This window comes from Nitratireductor alexandrii (assembly GCF_004000215.1).
In the GTDB taxonomy this organism is placed as follows: Bacteria; Pseudomonadota; Alphaproteobacteria; order Rhizobiales; family Rhizobiaceae; genus Mangrovimarina; species Mangrovimarina alexandrii.
Genome location: NZ_RBVY01000004.1, coordinates 490,205 through 505,233 on the forward strand (window position 1 = coordinate 490,205; position 15,029 = coordinate 505,233).

15 protein-coding genes are annotated in these 15,029 nt (G+C 64.2%); 9 read left to right on the forward strand and 6 right to left on the reverse strand.

The annotated features are described in order from the left end of the window. Window positions 1–110: 110 nt before the first annotated feature. Window positions 111–887 (forward strand): exodeoxyribonuclease III, encoded by a 777-nt coding sequence (gene xth / locus EP380_RS11880; RefSeq protein WP_127598781.1) that lies wholly within the window; start codon window positions 111–113, stop codon window positions 885–887. Between the two features lie 220 nt (window positions 888–1,107). Here the strand turns inward: xth and EP380_RS11885 are convergent, their stop codons facing one another. Next, on the reverse strand, window positions 1,108–1,833 hold the full coding sequence (locus EP380_RS11885) for a 3-keto-5-aminohexanoate cleavage protein (protein WP_127598782.1): 726 nt from the start codon (window positions 1,831–1,833) through the stop codon (window positions 1,108–1,110). A gap of 571 nt (window positions 1,834–2,404) precedes the next feature. Next, window positions 2,405–2,749 (reverse strand): hypothetical protein, encoded by a 345-nt coding sequence (locus EP380_RS11890; RefSeq protein WP_127598783.1) that lies wholly within the window; start codon window positions 2,747–2,749, stop codon window positions 2,405–2,407. 236 nt (window positions 2,750–2,985) lie between these two features. Between EP380_RS11890 and EP380_RS11895 the strand changes: the two genes are divergently transcribed. Beyond that, window positions 2,986–3,240 (forward strand): GlsB/YeaQ/YmgE family stress response membrane protein, encoded by a 255-nt coding sequence (locus tag EP380_RS11895; RefSeq protein ID WP_106569196.1) that lies wholly within the window; start codon window positions 2,986–2,988, stop codon window positions 3,238–3,240. A 71-nt stretch (window positions 3,241–3,311) separates the two neighbouring features. Here EP380_RS11895 and EP380_RS11900 read toward each other — a convergent pair whose 3' ends face one another. Further along, window positions 3,312–3,548 carry a hypothetical protein gene (locus tag EP380_RS11900; protein ID WP_127598784.1) on the reverse strand — a complete coding sequence of 79 codons (237 nt, stop codon included), beginning with the start codon at window positions 3,546–3,548 and terminating at the stop codon, window positions 3,312–3,314. A gap of 188 nt (window positions 3,549–3,736) precedes the next feature. On the opposite strand from EP380_RS11900, the gene ade reads away from it, so the two are divergent. Further along, complete coding sequence (ade, locus tag EP380_RS11905; RefSeq protein ID WP_106569194.1) at window positions 3,737–5,554, forward strand: adenine deaminase; 1,818 nt, start codon at window positions 3,737–3,739, stop codon at window positions 5,552–5,554. On the opposite strand, the gene EP380_RS11910 is transcribed toward ade, so the two are convergent. From EP380_RS11910 to EP380_RS11920, 3 genes are all read right to left on the reverse strand, one after another. Then, entirely contained in the window at window positions 5,555–5,911 is a 357-nt protein-coding gene (locus EP380_RS11910; RefSeq protein WP_238719835.1) for a VOC family protein, read from the reverse strand. Window positions 5,912–5,922: 11 nt separating this feature from the next. Continuing rightward, window positions 5,923–7,050 (reverse strand): alpha/beta hydrolase, encoded by a 1,128-nt coding sequence (locus EP380_RS11915; RefSeq protein ID WP_127598828.1) that lies wholly within the window; start codon window positions 7,048–7,050, stop codon window positions 5,923–5,925. Between the two features lie 198 nt (window positions 7,051–7,248). After that, the gene (locus tag EP380_RS11920) at window positions 7,249–8,706 is read right to left on the reverse strand and encodes a TrkH family potassium uptake protein (protein ID WP_106569192.1); all 1,458 of its coding nucleotides are present in this window, start codon (window positions 8,704–8,706) and stop codon (window positions 7,249–7,251) included. A 130-nt stretch (window positions 8,707–8,836) separates the two neighbouring features. Here EP380_RS11920 and ilvA point away from each other — a divergent pair, with 130 nt between their 5' ends. The 6 genes from ilvA (at window position 8,837) to EP380_RS11950 (ending at window position 14,949) form a co-directional block, all read left to right on the forward strand. After that, entirely contained in the window at window positions 8,837–10,108 is a 1,272-nt protein-coding gene (gene ilvA / locus EP380_RS11925) for a threonine ammonia-lyase IlvA (RefSeq protein WP_238719836.1), read from the forward strand. After that, window positions 10,105–10,653 (forward strand): DUF1697 domain-containing protein, encoded by a 549-nt coding sequence (locus EP380_RS11930; protein ID WP_127598787.1) that lies wholly within the window; start codon window positions 10,105–10,107, stop codon window positions 10,651–10,653. Before ilvA ends, EP380_RS11930 begins: the two co-directional genes overlap by 4 nt. Window positions 10,654–10,941: 288 nt before the next feature. Beyond that, on the forward strand, window positions 10,942–12,312 hold the full coding sequence (locus tag EP380_RS11935; RefSeq protein ID WP_127598788.1) for a DEAD/DEAH box helicase: 1,371 nt from the start codon (window positions 10,942–10,944) through the stop codon (window positions 12,310–12,312). 139 nt (window positions 12,313–12,451) lie between these two features. Beyond that, on the forward strand, window positions 12,452–13,648 hold the full coding sequence (locus tag EP380_RS11940) for an MFS transporter (RefSeq protein ID WP_106569188.1): 1,197 nt from the start codon (window positions 12,452–12,454) through the stop codon (window positions 13,646–13,648). A gap of 98 nt (window positions 13,649–13,746) precedes the next feature. Then, on the forward strand, window positions 13,747–14,244 hold the full coding sequence (gpt, locus tag EP380_RS11945; protein ID WP_106569187.1) for a xanthine phosphoribosyltransferase: 498 nt from the start codon (window positions 13,747–13,749) through the stop codon (window positions 14,242–14,244). A gap of 228 nt (window positions 14,245–14,472) precedes the next feature. Continuing rightward, on the forward strand, window positions 14,473–14,949 hold the full coding sequence (locus tag EP380_RS11950) for an NUDIX hydrolase (protein WP_106569186.1): 477 nt from the start codon (window positions 14,473–14,475) through the stop codon (window positions 14,947–14,949). Window positions 14,950–15,029 lie beyond the last annotated feature (80 nt).

The window sequence follows — 15,029 nt, forward strand, 5'->3', positions numbered from 1 at the left end:
TCTTCTCAACGCCCCTTTGTTTTGAGATGGTTTTTCGGGCAATGAACGACAATTTCCGACAATGGCGTCGCTGACCATCAAGTAAAATTTGAAAGATCGGCACTTTATCCATGAAAATCGCAACCTGGAACATCAACGGCGTCAAGGCGCGCATCGACAATCTGCTCGTCTGGCTCAAGGACAGCCAGCCCGACATCGCCTGTCTCCAGGAGATCAAATCGGTCGACGAGCTGTTTCCGCGCGCCGACATCGAAGCGCTCGGCTACCACGTCGAAACCCATGGCCAGAAAGGCTTCAACGGTGTAGCGATCCTGTCCAAGCTGCGCTTTGACGAGGTCAATCGTGGCCTGCCCGGCGACGATGACGACCAGCAGGCGCGGTTCATCGAGGGGGTGTTTTCGACCGGTACGGGCGTGGTGCGCGTGGTGTCGCTCTATCTGCCGAACGGCAATCCGCTCGGTTCGGAAAAGTTTCCCTACAAGCTCGGCTGGATGGAGCGGCTGGAAAGATGGGCCCGCGAGCGGCTGGACCTGGAGGAGCCGCTGGTGCTGGCCGGCGACTACAACGTCATCCCGCAACCCGAAGACGCCAAGAACCCCGGCGCCTGGGTGGACGATGCTCTGTTCCAGCCCGAAAGCCGCGGCGCTTTCCGCCGTCTGTGCCATCTGGGCTACACGGACGCGGTCCGCGCCGTCAGCGACAACGTGCTCTACACGTTCTGGGACTATCAGGCCGGCGCGTGGCAGAAGAACAACGGCATCCGCATCGACCATGTGATGCTATCTCCGGAGGCCGCCGACCGGCTGGCCAGCGCCTCGGTGGAAAAACATGTCCGCGCCTGGGAAAAACCGTCCGATCACGTGCCGGTTGTGATCGAGCTCGCCTGAGGCGAAGGAAGGCGAGACGGGCCGGCCTCGCGTACCCCTCGCGACGCGCCGCCAGGGCTGCCGAAACCCTTGCCGGATGTGTTTAAGCAGCGCTGGTGCTTCACCGCACAGCAAGGCTTCGATCGGGAGACGCTCCGGCGGAAACCCGCTCAGGCCTCGTCACCTGGAATGTCGGCGGTGAGAACGGAACGTCATTCCGCTGAGGCTGCGCGACGGTCTGCTATGCAACGCTCTGCTCTTGAAAGAGGGCGATAGCCTTAGCAACGAGTTGTGCGTTCGACGATGCGACAGACTGGTCTTCCAACCTGCAACCATCCTCGAGGCCAATACGGGTAGACCATCGCTTCACCCGAGCCTCACGTACGAAATGCCATACCGTAGCATCAAATCCATGTAATAGAATGGGCCGCTGAACACCGGCCTCATTCAAAACAGTTTGGATGCCTGCTAGCGTCGCCCGCGCCTGTCGGAGGTCTTGTTGTTCGATTTCAAACAACACACGAAAGACCTTGTCTCGTTGTCGCAAAGATACAAAACGCTCCGCGTCCTCAACTGTGGCTATCCCAGCTTCGATACCAACACCCTTTGCTTCAAGGAGCGAAAAAATGGCTGGTGCGTCCGGTTCCGACAAGTTCACCGAAGCGTAATCCGGCAGCGATGACCATTCGTTGATACGGTGTCTGGTGAGCGTAATGTCATTTTCGATCCATGCGCCTGTCGATACCCCTACCAGCGTGCCTGGGCAGACGCTTCGGATGCCACGAACAAGCTCATCCACATGGGCCAGACTCTCTTTACCGTCCGAGTCGCGAGGGTGGATGTGCAATTCGCCCGCGCCTGCCGCAATGCATTCTGCTGCGTCAGCTACCATTGCTTCGTGTGTAAGGGGCAGAGATGGGTGGTAAGCCTCAGGGTGGGCTCCGTTTATACACGCTTGAACAATCACCTTGTCGACCAGCCTCTAGCGTGACCTTTCTTTTGTCGACATTCGTTTCCTGCGCAGCAATTGTCAAATTCGGCTCGAAGCCGTCATTGCCCGCTGAAGACCGCGCCGAACCAAGGCGCGACCATCGCCCGCATCCGGCAAAGCGCCCGGCTCGGGCAAGCTGAAGTCGTTTTTCAAGCAGTTGACGCCGGGAAACTTTCCCGGCCGGATGGTGCGGACGGCGGGACTCGAACCCGCATGGCCGAAGCCGAGGGATTTTCGTACCAGCTACGGCTTTCGCCGCCGCCCCGCAGGGGCGTTTGTGGTCTGGACTATACCTTCACCCTAGCCACGGCCTTAGGTGCTGCCCGTCTAGTCTCTACACCTTCCCGAACCATCAAGGCCGCCGGGCTTGGCTCGGGATCGCCATCTGACAGGGTTCCCCGAATTTGAGCAGTTCTACAGCCGGGGTTTCCCCCGATGCACTCAGATTTCTTCAAGTCCCTTGTGTCTACCGATTCCACCACGTCCGCGTGGCCATTCCTGCTAGCAGAACGGGTGACCGGGCTCAATTCCTTACCGTATCTGTCGTTTATTGTTCCGATCCGGCCCCATCGTCGGCCGGCGCCCGCGCCTCAACGTCGGACACATCAACCATCACCTTGTCGGGCACTTCGATGCTGGCCGTCTTCGATCCATCGAAAAATCCGCCGGCAAACAGAATGACGACGACCAGAAGCGCCACCACCAGGCGCCGGCGATAAACCAGCCGGCTCCACCGCCGCCCGATGTGACGATCGTCGTGCGTCGCGCGGATCTTTTTCCATCGCAACATCGCTCCTTTAGAAACCTGCCAAGTCCTGACGAGTTTCAGCCGGCAACCATGCCGAGGACGGCCATAAACCCGGCCAGCGCGAATACCGGGCCAATCAGCCATCGCGCTTCCCGAACACTGGTATGCATCGTCCTTTCCCATATTGACCTGCCTGGACGATGTCCGAACACGCCATCGGGTTCCGGCACGCGAAAGTGTAGAAGACACGAGCGCCGGCGAGGTGCGGACCGGCCGGAAAAGCGGTGCGCGACCGCGGGAACCGCATTGGAGTGCATGCGGGTGATCGACATGCGGCCTGCTTTCTGCTTCCATCGCACGGCCATTGGAGGGAACTGAATATGGGCATCGAAAGTCTGATCGTTTTCATCATCATCGGTGCGATCGCCGGCTGGCTTGCCGGGCTGATCGTCAAGGGTTTCGGCTTCGGCCTGCTTGGAAACATCGTCGTGGGTATTGTCGGCGCCTTCATCGCCGGGTTCCTGTTTCCCGCGATCGGCATCTCGCTTGGCGGCGGCATCCTCGCCGCCATCATCCACGCCACCATCGGCGCGGTCATTCTCCTGGTGATCATCAAGCTGGTGAAATCGGGCTGACATCGCACGGCAAACCACGAAAAACGGCCGGTCCCAACGGGACTGGCCGTTTTTTCCTCAAGGCCGCGGCCTCAGCGCGTATCTGCAGTTTCTTTCGCCCGCCCGGCGTGTCGCAAACGCAACATCGGCGCCATCCGCCAGGCGATGATCGGCGTCAGCGCGAGACTGACAACAACTACGGCCGGGATCAGATAAGGCGCCCAGGCCCGCAACGCCGGCACCGACAGCACCGTGACCGCGCCGACCCCGAACAATACCGCATTGACCATCAGGCCGATCATGCCCGCCATGTAAGTGCGCGTGCGCATCGAAACATCCTTTCCTTTGACGGAAGAACGCGAGCGGCCGAGCACCGGTTCCACGCTGCCGGTCAGCCCCCACGCGACCGAGGCGTTCCGACGACGCGGCCTGCCCGTTTCTTTTCGCGTTTTCGCCCGCTTGCGACTGGCGCTCGCGCGCCGCTCTTGGCACAGTGCGCCGATAAGGAGACCCGATCATGGCCGCACCGATCTTGCCCGCAAACCGCAAGCCGCATCCCTGGACCGAGGTCGCGCCACTCCTGGTCGACGTCGCCATGGGCCGGCGCGCTGCCGATCTGGTGATCCGCAACGGGCGCTGGGTCAACGTGCATTCCGGCGAGGTAATCCCGGCCACCGACCTGGCGATCGTGGCCGGCCGCTTCGCTTATTGCGGTCCCGACGCCAGCCACGCCATCGGCGAAGGCACCAAGGTCGTCGACGCGGCCGGACGCTATCTGGTACCGGGCCTGTGCGACGCGCATATGCATGTCGAAAGCGGCATGGTGACGGTGACCGAATTCTGCCGCGCCGTCATTCCGCACGGCACCACATCGATGTTCGTCGACCCGCACGAGATCGCCAACGTGCTGGGGCTCGACGGGGTCAGGCTGATGCACGACGAGGCGGCGGCCCAGGCGATCAACGTCTTTGTGCAGATGCCCTCCTGCGTGCCCTCGGCACCGGGCCTGGAAAACGCCGGCGCGCAACTCGGTCCCACCGAGATCGCCGAAGCGATGGGATGGGAAAACATCATCGGGCTCGGCGAGGTGATGAATTTTCCCGGCGTCGCGGCCAACGACCCCACCATGACCGGCGAGATCGCCGCCACGGTGGCCGCAGGGCGCACGGTCGGCGGCCACTACGCCTCGCCCGACCTCGGACGCGCCTTTCACGGCTATGTCGCCGGCGGGCCGGAAGACGACCACGAAGGCACACGCGCCGAGGACGCCATCGCCCGCGTGCGCCAGGGCATGAAGGCAATGCTGAGGCTGGGTTCGGCCTGGTACGACGTCGCCGAACAGATCAAGGCGGTGACAGAAAAGGGGCTCGACCCACGCAATTTCATCTTGTGCACCGACGACAGCCATTCCGGCACGCTGGTCAACGAGGGCCACATGGACCGCGTCGTACGCCATGCGATCGCCCAGGGCCTGAAGCCGGTGACGGCGATCCAGATGGCGACCATCAACACCGCCCAGCATTTTCGGCTCGAACGCGAGCTCGGTTCGATCGCGCCCGGCCGGCTCGCCGACCTGCTGATCGTCTCCGATCTCGCCACGCTCGAGATCGACGAGGTGTTCGCGCGCGGCGTCAGGCTGGCCAAGGCCGGCCGGCTCGAAGTCGAGATCCCGCCCTACCCCTATCCGGCAAACGCGCGCGACACGGTCCGGCTCGGCAAGACGCTCGCCGCGGCCGATTTCGACATCCCCGCCCCCGACAACAGCGCCGAAGTGCGCGCCCGCGTGATAGGCGTGATCGAGAACCAGGCGCCGACCAGGGCGCTGGAAGCCGATCTTCCAGTCGAGGACGGCATCGTGGCCATGGACCGGCGCAACGATGTCTGCCAGATCGCTCTGGTCGAACGGCACAAGGGCAGCGGCGCCGTCGTCAACGGCTTCGTGTCTGGCTTCGGCTATACCGAGGACTGCGCGATGGCCTCCACCGTCGCGCATGATTCGCATCACATGATCGTCGTCGGCACCAACAAGGACGACATGGCGCGCGCGGCCAACCGGCTCGGCCAAGTCGGCGGCGGGGTGGTGATGGTCTCGAAGGGCAAGGAGCTGGCCCTGGTGGAAATGCCGATCGCCGGGCTGATGTCGGACGAGCGCGCCGAGATCGTCGCCGCCAAGGCCGAAAAACTGTCGGCGGCGATGCGCGACATGGGCTGCTCGCTCAACAACGCCTATATGCAGCACTCGCTGCTGGCGCTGGTCGTCATTCCGGAACTGAGAATTTCCGATCTCGGCATCATCGACGTGACCAGGTTCCAGAAGGTGGATCTGTTCGTTTGATCAGCCGAAAGCGGCGGCGATCATGAAACGGTGGCCGTCGGGGCTGCGCACGGCGAATTCGCGCATGCCCCAGGGCCGGTCGGCGGGCGGAAACAAAATGTCGGCGCCGCAGCCCGACACCGCCTCGAACCAGGCATCGACGTCGGTCACCTCGAGATAGCCGAAATATTGATGATCGCCCAGATCGCGCGGATGGATAGCGTCCGGGCAGCTTCCAAGCATGATCGTGACCTTTCCCGAGCGCACGAACACCCAACCGTCGGGTTCGCCAACGATCTCGAACCCCATCACCTCGACCCACCAGCGGGCGGTGACCCGGGCATCCGGCACGGCAAGCACGTGGGCTGCACCGCGCATAGCCTGCGGCATCACTCCACCCCGACCGTCGAAAGAACCTCGGCCGGCGTGGTGATGACGATGCTGGCCGCCGAAACCGCGGTTTGGCCGAGCCCCTTGGCAAGGTTCTCAATATTGCCGGCAAGGTCGGTGCGGCGCTGCACGAACGTGTCGCCGGCCTTCAGTCGGTCACCGATCAGCTTCACCAGCACAGGGTTGTCAGCGAACTTGGTGTGGTTGAGCCGGTCGCCCGCCTCGACGTCGGTGACATTGACGACGACGATGCCGTAACTGGCGATGTCGTCGGCATCGGAATATTCGCCGAGCCTGGGCCGATTGCCGGCGATCAGGCCGGACAGGTTCAGCGCTCGGTCGTTTTGCGACAGCATCACGAAAAACGGCTTGTCCGGTTTGCCGTAACGCTTCATCTGGCTCTTGAACACGTCGACATCGACATCCGGCGAGGCCAGAACGACGTCGCCGAGCTTGCCGCCGACATCGCGATCCCCGGAAATGGCGAGTTGGCGCAAGGCCTCCAGCGTCAGCCAGTTGCCCATCGAATGGGCGATGATGTCGATGCGTTGCGCACCCGCGCGACGCACCAGCCGCAGCGTGCGCTCCAGCCCGTCGCGCGCGGTGGTGGCCGAATCGCGATCGTAGACATAATCGACGGTGCGCCCGCGCGAGGCCCAGGTGAAAAGCACCGGCGCGCCGTCATAGCCGGCATCGTGCACGATCTGCGTCAGCCGGTAGACGGCCTCGTCGAAACGGGTGTTGTAACCGTGGATGAAGACCAGCGCCCTGCCCCCACGCGCGGCGATCGCCTTGGCGAGCCCGGCCTGGAAGGCCGCCTCGTCCTCGTAGCCGCCGACCCCGGTTGCGGTGAAATATTTGGCCGGGTCGCGGGTGCTGTTCTTCGGCCGCTCCAGCGCGCCGGTCTTGTGGATCGCCGGCACCGTCACGTCGGTCACGGCAAAGTTCAGCGCCAGCGAGCGCTCGCCGTCAAAGACCTCGCGCGGCTCGGTCGAGCGCCGGCGGGTGGTGGCCACGAACAGGCGGTGTTCGCCGACGATCTCGGCCGTGGTCGCCGACACGGTTTCGCTCCCCACCAGCAGATGCGCGCCCTTGTTGGCGCAGCCCGCGAGCGAGGCGACCAGCATGCCCAAAGCCAGAAATTTCAGGAATTTCGTCGCGCGCGACAGGATCAGACCTCCATGCCTGTGCCCTTCGATAAGCAGATTGACCCGACGGCGTCTACCCGTCATGACGGCAAGAATGCGGCGCCGGCGAACACATTGTCTTGCGCGCTGTCACGGTTTTGTCCGGAATCGCAGATGCCTGAGGTGGCAGCCGGCCGCTCAGCGAGCCCAAAACACCGGCGTGAAGATCACCAGGACGGCCAGGATTTCCAGACGCCCGAGCATCATGGCGAGCGACAATATCCATTTCGCCACATCCGGCAGCGGTGCGAAATTGCCCGACGGTCCGATATAGTCGCCGAGGCCTGGACCGACATTGGTGAGCGCGGTCAGCGCCCCGGTCATGGCGGTGATCAGGTCGAGGCCGGTGGCCGACAACAGCACGGTGGCGATCGCCCACAGCACGAAAAACGAAGAAATGAACAACACCACCGCGCGCTGCATGTCGTCGTCGACCGGCCGGTCGCCGTAGCGCACCGTCTGGACCGAACTCGGATAGACGAAACGGCGCAGGCCGTTGGCCATCAGTTCGAACAGGATGATGAAGCGATAGGCCTTGATGCCGCCACAGGTCGAGCCGGAACAGCCGCCGAGAAAGGTGGCAACGAAGGCGCAGGCGACCACGAACGGCCCCCACGACGTGTAATCGTGCGTCGAGTAGCCGGTGGTGGTGATCAGCGACATGAAGTTGAAGGTGGTGTGCGTCAGGGTCTCGAAAAACGGCGCCCCGGTGGTGATGCGCGTATAGATGGCGGTCGCCACCGCGAAAAACACCACGTAGCCGGCGAACACGCGGATCTGCGGGTCGCGCAACGCGTCGAGCCGTCCACGTACCATGAACAGGATCAGGATCGAGAACGGCAGAGCGCCGATGAACATGAACACGATCGCGATCCACAGGATCGCCGAGTTGTGGGCGAAATAGCCGAACGAGGCGTCATGGGTAGAGAAGCCTGCCGTGGAGATGGTCGTCAGCGCGTGGTTGAGCGCGTCGAAGCCGCTCATGCCGGCGGCCGCATAGGCGATGCCGCAGGCCAGCGTCAGCGCCGAATAGATGCTGATCAGACTGATGGTGAAGGTCGACAGCCGCTCGAACGGGCGGTCCTCGATATCGGTCGATTCGATCTTGAAATAGGACACGCCGCCGACATTGAGGAACGGCAGGATGAACAGGCCGAGCGCGATCACGCCGAGCCCGCCCATCCATTGCAGAATCGAGCGCCACAACAGCAGGCCCGGCGGCAGGAAGTCGAGACCGCTCAGCACGGTGCTGCCGGTGGTGGTCGTCGCCGAGACCGATTCGAATACGGCGTCAGCAAGCGACATCTCCAGCGACGAGGCCAGGAACGGCACCGCGCCGACCATCGCCGTCGTCGCCCAAAGCAGATTGACCATCAGAAAGCCGAAACGCGAGGAGACCGGCGGCGGCCGGCCTTGGGTGGCGAGCGCGACGGCAAGCGAGAGCCCGCCGGTGAAGAACGCCGACAGCGCGAACACCCGCCAGTCCGGATTGCCCTGATAGAGGTCGACGAAAGCGGGGATCAGCATCGCCAGCGACAGGTAGATCCCAAAAATCGCGGCTATGTGGATCGCGGCGCGGAAGGCGAAGCTCTGCACGAAAAGCAAACCCCGATCTGAGCGGCTGCCGGACTCCTCCCGGCCCCGCCATCTTGGCGCGCCGACAGTGGCGGGACGCGGCCTTTTATGCAATAGGGCGCGAAGGTGCAACCGGGAGGTGGAAGGGATCGTGGTCGACAAGTCTGGGCTCGCCGGTTTCGCGACCCGCGTGGACAAGGCCGCGGAGGCCCTGCGCACGCTGTTTGCCGAAACGCCGCTGCAGGAAAACGAGCACCTGTCGCGCAAGACGGGCGCGCGCGTCTTCCTGAAGCGCGAAGACCTGACCCCGGTGCGGTCCTACAAGATCCGCGGCGCCTACAATTTCTTCCGCAAGGCGCTGGCGCGCCCCGACGCGCCGCAGTCCTTCGTGTGCGCGTCGGCCGGCAATCACGCCCAGGGCTTCGCCCATGTCTGCCGCCAGATGCGCAAGACCGGCGTGATTTTCATGCCGGTCACCACGCCGCGCCAGAAGATCGACAAGACGGCGACGTTTGGCGGCGATTTCGTCGACATTCGCCTGACCGGCGACTTTTTCGACGAATGCCTAGCCGCGGCACTGGCCCACGCCGACGAGACCGGAGCGCTGATGGTGCCGCCCTTCGATCATGTCGACATCATCGAGGGTCAGGCGAGCGTTGCGCATGAAATCGCGCACCAGATGCCGGCCGGAGCGCCCGACATGATGATCCTGCCGGTCGGCGGCGGCGGGCTTGCCGCCGGCGTGACGCGATACGGCGCCGCAAGCGGCTGGGCGACGCGTTTCGTCTTCGCCGAGCCGGACGGCGCTCCCAGCCTGCGGCGAAGCCTCGAAGCCGGACGCCGCACAAAACTTGCCCAGGTCGACAATTTCGTCGACGGCGCGGCCGTCGCCGAGATCGGGCGCGAGCCGCTGCGCCACTTAAAGGGTTTCGCCGCCGCGGACGTGCATCTCGTTCCTGAAAACCGGCTCTGTGCCACCATGGTCGAAATGCTCAATGTCGAGGGCGTGGTGCTGGAGCCGGCCGGCGCGCTCGCCATCGATGCGCTGAAGGATTTTTCGCACCAGGATCTGAAGGGCAAGACCGTGGTCGCGGTCGTCTCGGGCGGCAATTTCGACTTCGAGCGCCTGCCCGACGTCAAGGAGCGCGCGCTGCGATTCGAGGGACTGAAGAAATATTTTGTCTTCCGCTTCCCCCAGCGTCCGGGCGCGCTGCGCGATTTCCTCGACCTGCTCGGCCCCGAAGACGACATCGTGCGGTTCGAATATCTGAAAAAATCGGCACGCAATTTCGGCTCGGTACTGATCGGCATCGAGACCAGGCAGAAAAGGAACTTCGCTGCGCTGCAAAAACGCTTCGACCAGGCCGGCTGGTCCTATCAGGACATTACCGACAACGAGGTGCTGGCGGGTTTCATCATATGAGCGACACAGTCTGGATCGCCCTGTTCCGCGGCGTCGGCGGCAAGACGCAACTGCCGGTCAAGCCATTGCGCGAAAAGCTCTCGCAGGCCGGCTTTCACCGGGTCGCGACCTATATCAACAGCGGCAATGCCATAGTGGCGAGCGACCGGCCGCGCGAAGATGCGCACGCGGCGATCGCCAAACTTTGCGCGCGCGAATTCGGCTTCGAAAAGGACATCTATTTGCGCTCGCTGGCCGAATGGGAACGGCTGATCGCGCACAACCCCTTCCCCGAGGCGGCCGAGACGGGAAAAGTCCTACACGCCGCCATCCTGGCCGCAAAGCCCGACGACGCCGACGTGACGGCCTTGCGCGCTCACGCCGTCGACGGCGAAGGCATCGTTGTCGTCGACCGGGTCGCCTATCTGCATACCCCGCACGGCTTCGGGCGTTCGAAACTGGCGGACAAATTCGACAGGGGCATCAAGGTTTCCAACACCGCGCGCAACTGGAACACGGTCGCCAGACTGGCCGGTCTGGCACGCGCGGCGGCCAAGGAAGCGTAAGCCGGCCGGCGAGAATTCGTTTGCTTTCCCGACCGAACTCCCCCATATGGCGACCAGACGCAAGGGCCGGCATCGACCGGCCCGCCTGAACTGGCCTTTGCTGCGTCTGGTTCCCCCTCCCCTCATTGGCAGGTGTGAACGATCACCCGCGCGGCATTCTCGCGCGGAACGACAGCGCAGCCGCGCGCGCCCTCGGGCCCGCCGCCTCGTCGTTTTTGACATCATTGTACCGGCAGGTTGCGCCCTGCCGCGCGAGACGCAGTGCCAAACTGCCGAAAGAGAAGAATTTTGACGCATATCAACACCGCGAACCCGCAAAGCGGCTTCGCCGATCTCGGCATCGCCGGCGCGCTTTTGAAAGCGCTGGTCAAGGCCGGGTTCTCAGACCCCAAGCCGATCCAGACCCAGGCCATCCCGCATATGCTTGAGGGTCGCGACGTGCTCGGCATCGCCCAGACCGGCTCGGGCAAGACGGCCGCCTTCGCACTGCCGGTTCTGTCGGCGATCATGGCGCTTGGCGCACGCCGGCAGCCCAAGACCGCGCACGCGCTGGTGCTGGCGCCGACGCGCGAGCTTGCCGTCCAGATCGAGGAAGCCTTCCGGCTGTTTTCGCGCGGCGCCCATATCACCACCGCACTGGTGCTCGGCGGCGTGTCACGCAACAGCCAGACCAAAAGGCTGCGCGACGGCGTCGACGTGCTCGTCGCGACGCCCGGCCGGCTGACCGACCTGGTGCGCGCCGGCGACGTCCGGCTCTCCGAGACCCGCTGGCTGGTGCTGGACGAGGCCGACCGCATGCTCGACATGGGCTTCATCAACGATGTGCGGCGCCTGGCGCGCGCGACCCATCCCAAGCGCCAGGTCGCGCTGTTTTCAGCGACCATGCCGGCCGAAATCGAAAAGCTCGCCATGGAGCTGCTCAAGGATCCGGTTTCGGTGTCGGTCGCCCCGCAATCGACGACCGTGGCCGAAATCGGCCAGCACCTGGTGCTTGCCCGCACCAAGCAAAAACGCGTCGTGCTGGCGGGGCTGCTCGCCGACCCGGCGATGAAAACCGTGATCGTGTTTTCCCGCACCAAGCACGGCGCCGACAAAGTGACGCGCCAGCTCGAGCAGGACGGCATTTCGGCCGCCGTGATTCACGGCAACAAGTCGCAGAACGCGCGCCAGAAGGCGCTCAACGGCTTCCGCGCCGGTGACGTGCGCGTGCTCGTGGCCACCGACATCGCCGCGCGCGGCATCGACGTGCCCGGCATTACCCACGTGGTCAATTACGATCTGCCGGACGAGGCCGAGACCTATGTGCACCGGATCGGCCGCACCGGCCGCAACGGAGCCGACGGCACGGCCATCACGTTGTGCGCGCCCGATGAACGCGCCAAGCTGCGCGCCGTCGAAAGGATCACGCGCACCCGCCTCGAAGTGATGGCCGACCATACCGGCGAACCCGATCCCGCCCCGCAGCCCCGCTCGGCACGGGGCGTCGACGAGGCCGAGAGGAACCGCCCGCGGGCAAAACCCGCCAAGCCGGCCCACGGCCACGACGGCAAGAAAAAGCCCCGGCCCGCCGGTGCCCAGGACGCCGGCGCCGCCGCCAAGCCTCGGCCGCAGCGCCGCCGCCGCCGGCCGCAACGCGCCCGCTTCGCCAAGGCGGCCTGAGCGACACTGGTCCAATATTTGACGGCCCCGCGGCAATTGTGCGGGGCCGTCCCGATTTTGTAAGCTGTGCGTCAGGGCCGGCCGTGGCTGGCCATGGCGCGACGGATCGCGCCGTGAGCTCCAGCACACGCGGGACAAGATGGCCGGCATCGTCGCATTCGCCTTCGCTTATATTCTATCGCAGTTCTATCGCTCCTTCCTCGCCGTTCTGACGCCGGCGCTGGCCGGAGAACTCGGCGCCAGCAAGGCGGAACTGTCGCTCGCCTCCGGCGCCTGGTTCATCGCCTTCGCGCTGATGCAGTTCATCGTCGGCGTCTCGCTCGACCGCTTCGGACCGCGCCGCACGGCCTCGGTTCTGCTGGCTGTCGGCGCCGGCGGCGGCGCCGTGCTGTTTTCCCTGGCCAACGCGCCCTGGATGATCGTCCTAGCCATGACGCTGATCGGCATCGGCTGCTCGCCGGTGCTGATGGCGCCGCTTTTCATCTTCGCTAAGACCTATTCGCCGATGCGCTTTGCCGTGCTGACATCGTGGTTCGTCGGCATCGGCACGCTCGGAAACGTGCTGGGCGCGGCGCCGCTCGCCGCCTCGGCCGAGCTGTTCGGCTGGCGTGCGGTGATGGTCGGGCTCGGCGTCATCACGCTCGCGGTCGCCGTCGCGCTGCATCTGGTCGTGCGCGATCCGCCGCCGGATCGGGATTCTGCCGGCACCTCGAGCGGCTTTTCGGGCTATTTCGAATTGATGCGGCTGAAAGTGTTGTGGCCGATCATTCCGCTGATGGCCATCAATTACGCACCGCCGATCGGCATTCGCGGATTGTGGGCCGGCCCGTTCCTGACCGACATGCACGGCGCCGACGCCTTGATGATCGGCAACGTCACGCTGTTCATGGCACTCGGCATGGTGGCCGGCTCGTTTGTCTACGGGCCGCTCGACACCGTGTTTCGCACCCGCAAATGGGTCGTGGTCGCCGGCAACGCGATCTGTCTTGCCGCACTCGTCTTCCTGATGCTGTTTCCGGCCGCCTCGATCGTCACCGCAGCCGCGGCGCTGGTGGTGGTCGGCATCGCCGGTGCGAGTTACGGCATGCTGATGGCGCATGCGCGGGCCTTCTTTCCCGGCCACCTGACCGGGCGCGGCGTGACGCTGATGAACTTTTTCGCAATCGGCGGCGTCGGCCTGATGCAATTCGCCAGCGGCGGTGTCGTCAGCGCGGCGGCGAGCCCGGAAAGACCGGCCACCGCCTATGTTGCCCTGTTTGCCTTTTATGCCGTGACACTCGGCGTGGCTTTCGTCATCTATCTGTTTTCGCGCGATGCCCGGCCCGGCCGCGACTGACGCGCCGCCACATACCCCGGCCAAGCAACGCTTGCCTTTTTGCTCCAACTGCGCATAAGGCTCTGCCGCATCGAGATGCTGAAAAAGAGACGGTCGCGATGTCGCTCCCAGAAAAAGCCTTTCCCGTCTCCTGGGATCAGTTCCACCGCGATGCGCGTGCCCTCGCCTGGCGGCTTACCGGCAATGGCGGCACGTGGAAGGCGATCGTGTGCATCACCCGCGGCGGTCTGGTACCGGCGGCAATCATCGCGCGCGAACTCGGCATTCGGGTCATCGAGACGGTATCGATCGCCTCCTATCACGACTATGCTGCCCAGGGTGAACTGAAGGTGCTGAAGGAGGTGAGCCCGGTGCTGTTGGAAAACGACGGCGCCGATGTGCTGATCGTCGATGACCTGACCGACACCGGCAAGACCGCCGCCGTGGTGCGGGCGATGATGCCAAAGGCCCATTTCGCCACCGTTTACGCCAAGCCGAAGGGCCGCCCGCTGGTCGACAGCTTCGTCACCGAAGTGTCCCAGGACACCTGGATCTATTTCCCCTGGGACATGGGCTTCACCTATCAGCGTCCGATTTCCGAAGACGACCGCAACTGAGACCAGCGCGCCACGCGACGTAGGCAGCGGCAAGCAAACGGCGCAAAAGATCTCGCGACCGACTGGTCAGGGTCTTGAATTTTCACGATAAAGCCGTATTTGATTTGCATAGTCGGCTTATCGACATGCAAGCCACCAGCCAGGCGACATGGAATATTCATCGCCGACTGGCATGTTTCATGCCATCGGCTAAGCTGGCGATTCGTTACGCGGAGGTTCGGTCCACCCATGCTGATCAGTCAGCGCTCATGGCAACATTCGGTCGACAGGGTTCGGCGCCTGCTTGGCGGCGTGCCGCCGCGCGTTCAGGTCGCCGCGCTGCCCTGGCGCCAGACCGGGCGCGGGCTTGAGGTGATGCTGATCACCAGCCGCGATACCGGCCGCTGGGTGTTGCCGAAGGGCTGGCCGGAAAAAGGCGAGCTGCTGCACGAATCGGCCGCCCGCGAGGCGACCGAGGAAGCCGGCCTGCACGGCGCGATCTGCTCGGAGGATATCGGGCACTATCTCTACGGCAAAAACCTGAAAACCGGCCTTGAGGCCCGCTGCGAGGTTCTCGTCTTTCCCCTGAAGGTCGAGCGGATCGACAAGGACTGGCCGGAAAAGGGCCAGCGTCTGCGCAAGTGGTTTCCCGTCGGCGAAGCCGCGCTGCGGGTACGCGAGCGGGATCTCGCGGAGCTGATCGGCGATTTCGCGATTCCGACCTGAACGGCGCGCCGATCAGGGCAGCGACGGTTTTCCACGACTATTCATCATGCCTTTCATCAACTGCCGTGATGCGGCCTTGA

What these genes read in the sequence shown, in the direction of transcription:
- EP380_RS11950 (WP_106569186.1), top strand. Translation starts at nt 14,473, where the DNA reads ATGCTGATCAGTCAGCGCTCATGGCAACATTCGGTCGACAGGGTTCGG.
- EP380_RS11930 (WP_127598787.1), top strand. Translation starts at nt 10,105, where the DNA reads ATGAGCGACACAGTCTGGATCGCCCTGTTCCGCGGCGTCGGCGGCAAG.
- EP380_RS11890 (WP_127598783.1), bottom strand. Translation starts at nt 2,749, where the DNA reads ATGGCTGATTGGCCCGGTATTCGCGCTGGCCGGGTTTATGGCCGTCCT.
- gpt (WP_106569187.1), top strand. Translation starts at nt 13,747, where the DNA reads ATGTCGCTCCCAGAAAAAGCCTTTCCCGTCTCCTGGGATCAGTTCCAC.
- EP380_RS11910 (WP_238719835.1), bottom strand. Translation starts at nt 5,911, where the DNA reads ATGCGCGGTGCAGCCCACGTGCTTGCCGTGCCGGATGCCCGGGTCACC.
- EP380_RS11915 (WP_127598828.1), bottom strand. Translation starts at nt 7,050, where the DNA reads ATGCTGGTCGCCTCGCTCGCGGGCTGCGCCAACAAGGGCGCGCATCTG.
- ade (WP_106569194.1), top strand. Translation starts at nt 3,737, where the DNA reads ATGGCCGCACCGATCTTGCCCGCAAACCGCAAGCCGCATCCCTGGACC.
- EP380_RS11895 (WP_106569196.1), top strand. Translation starts at nt 2,986, where the DNA reads ATGGGCATCGAAAGTCTGATCGTTTTCATCATCATCGGTGCGATCGCC.
- EP380_RS11940 (WP_106569188.1), top strand. Translation starts at nt 12,452, where the DNA reads ATGGCCGGCATCGTCGCATTCGCCTTCGCTTATATTCTATCGCAGTTC.
- EP380_RS11900 (WP_127598784.1), bottom strand. Translation starts at nt 3,548, where the DNA reads ATGCGCACGCGCACTTACATGGCGGGCATGATCGGCCTGATGGTCAAT.
- xth (WP_127598781.1), top strand. Translation starts at nt 111, where the DNA reads ATGAAAATCGCAACCTGGAACATCAACGGCGTCAAGGCGCGCATCGAC.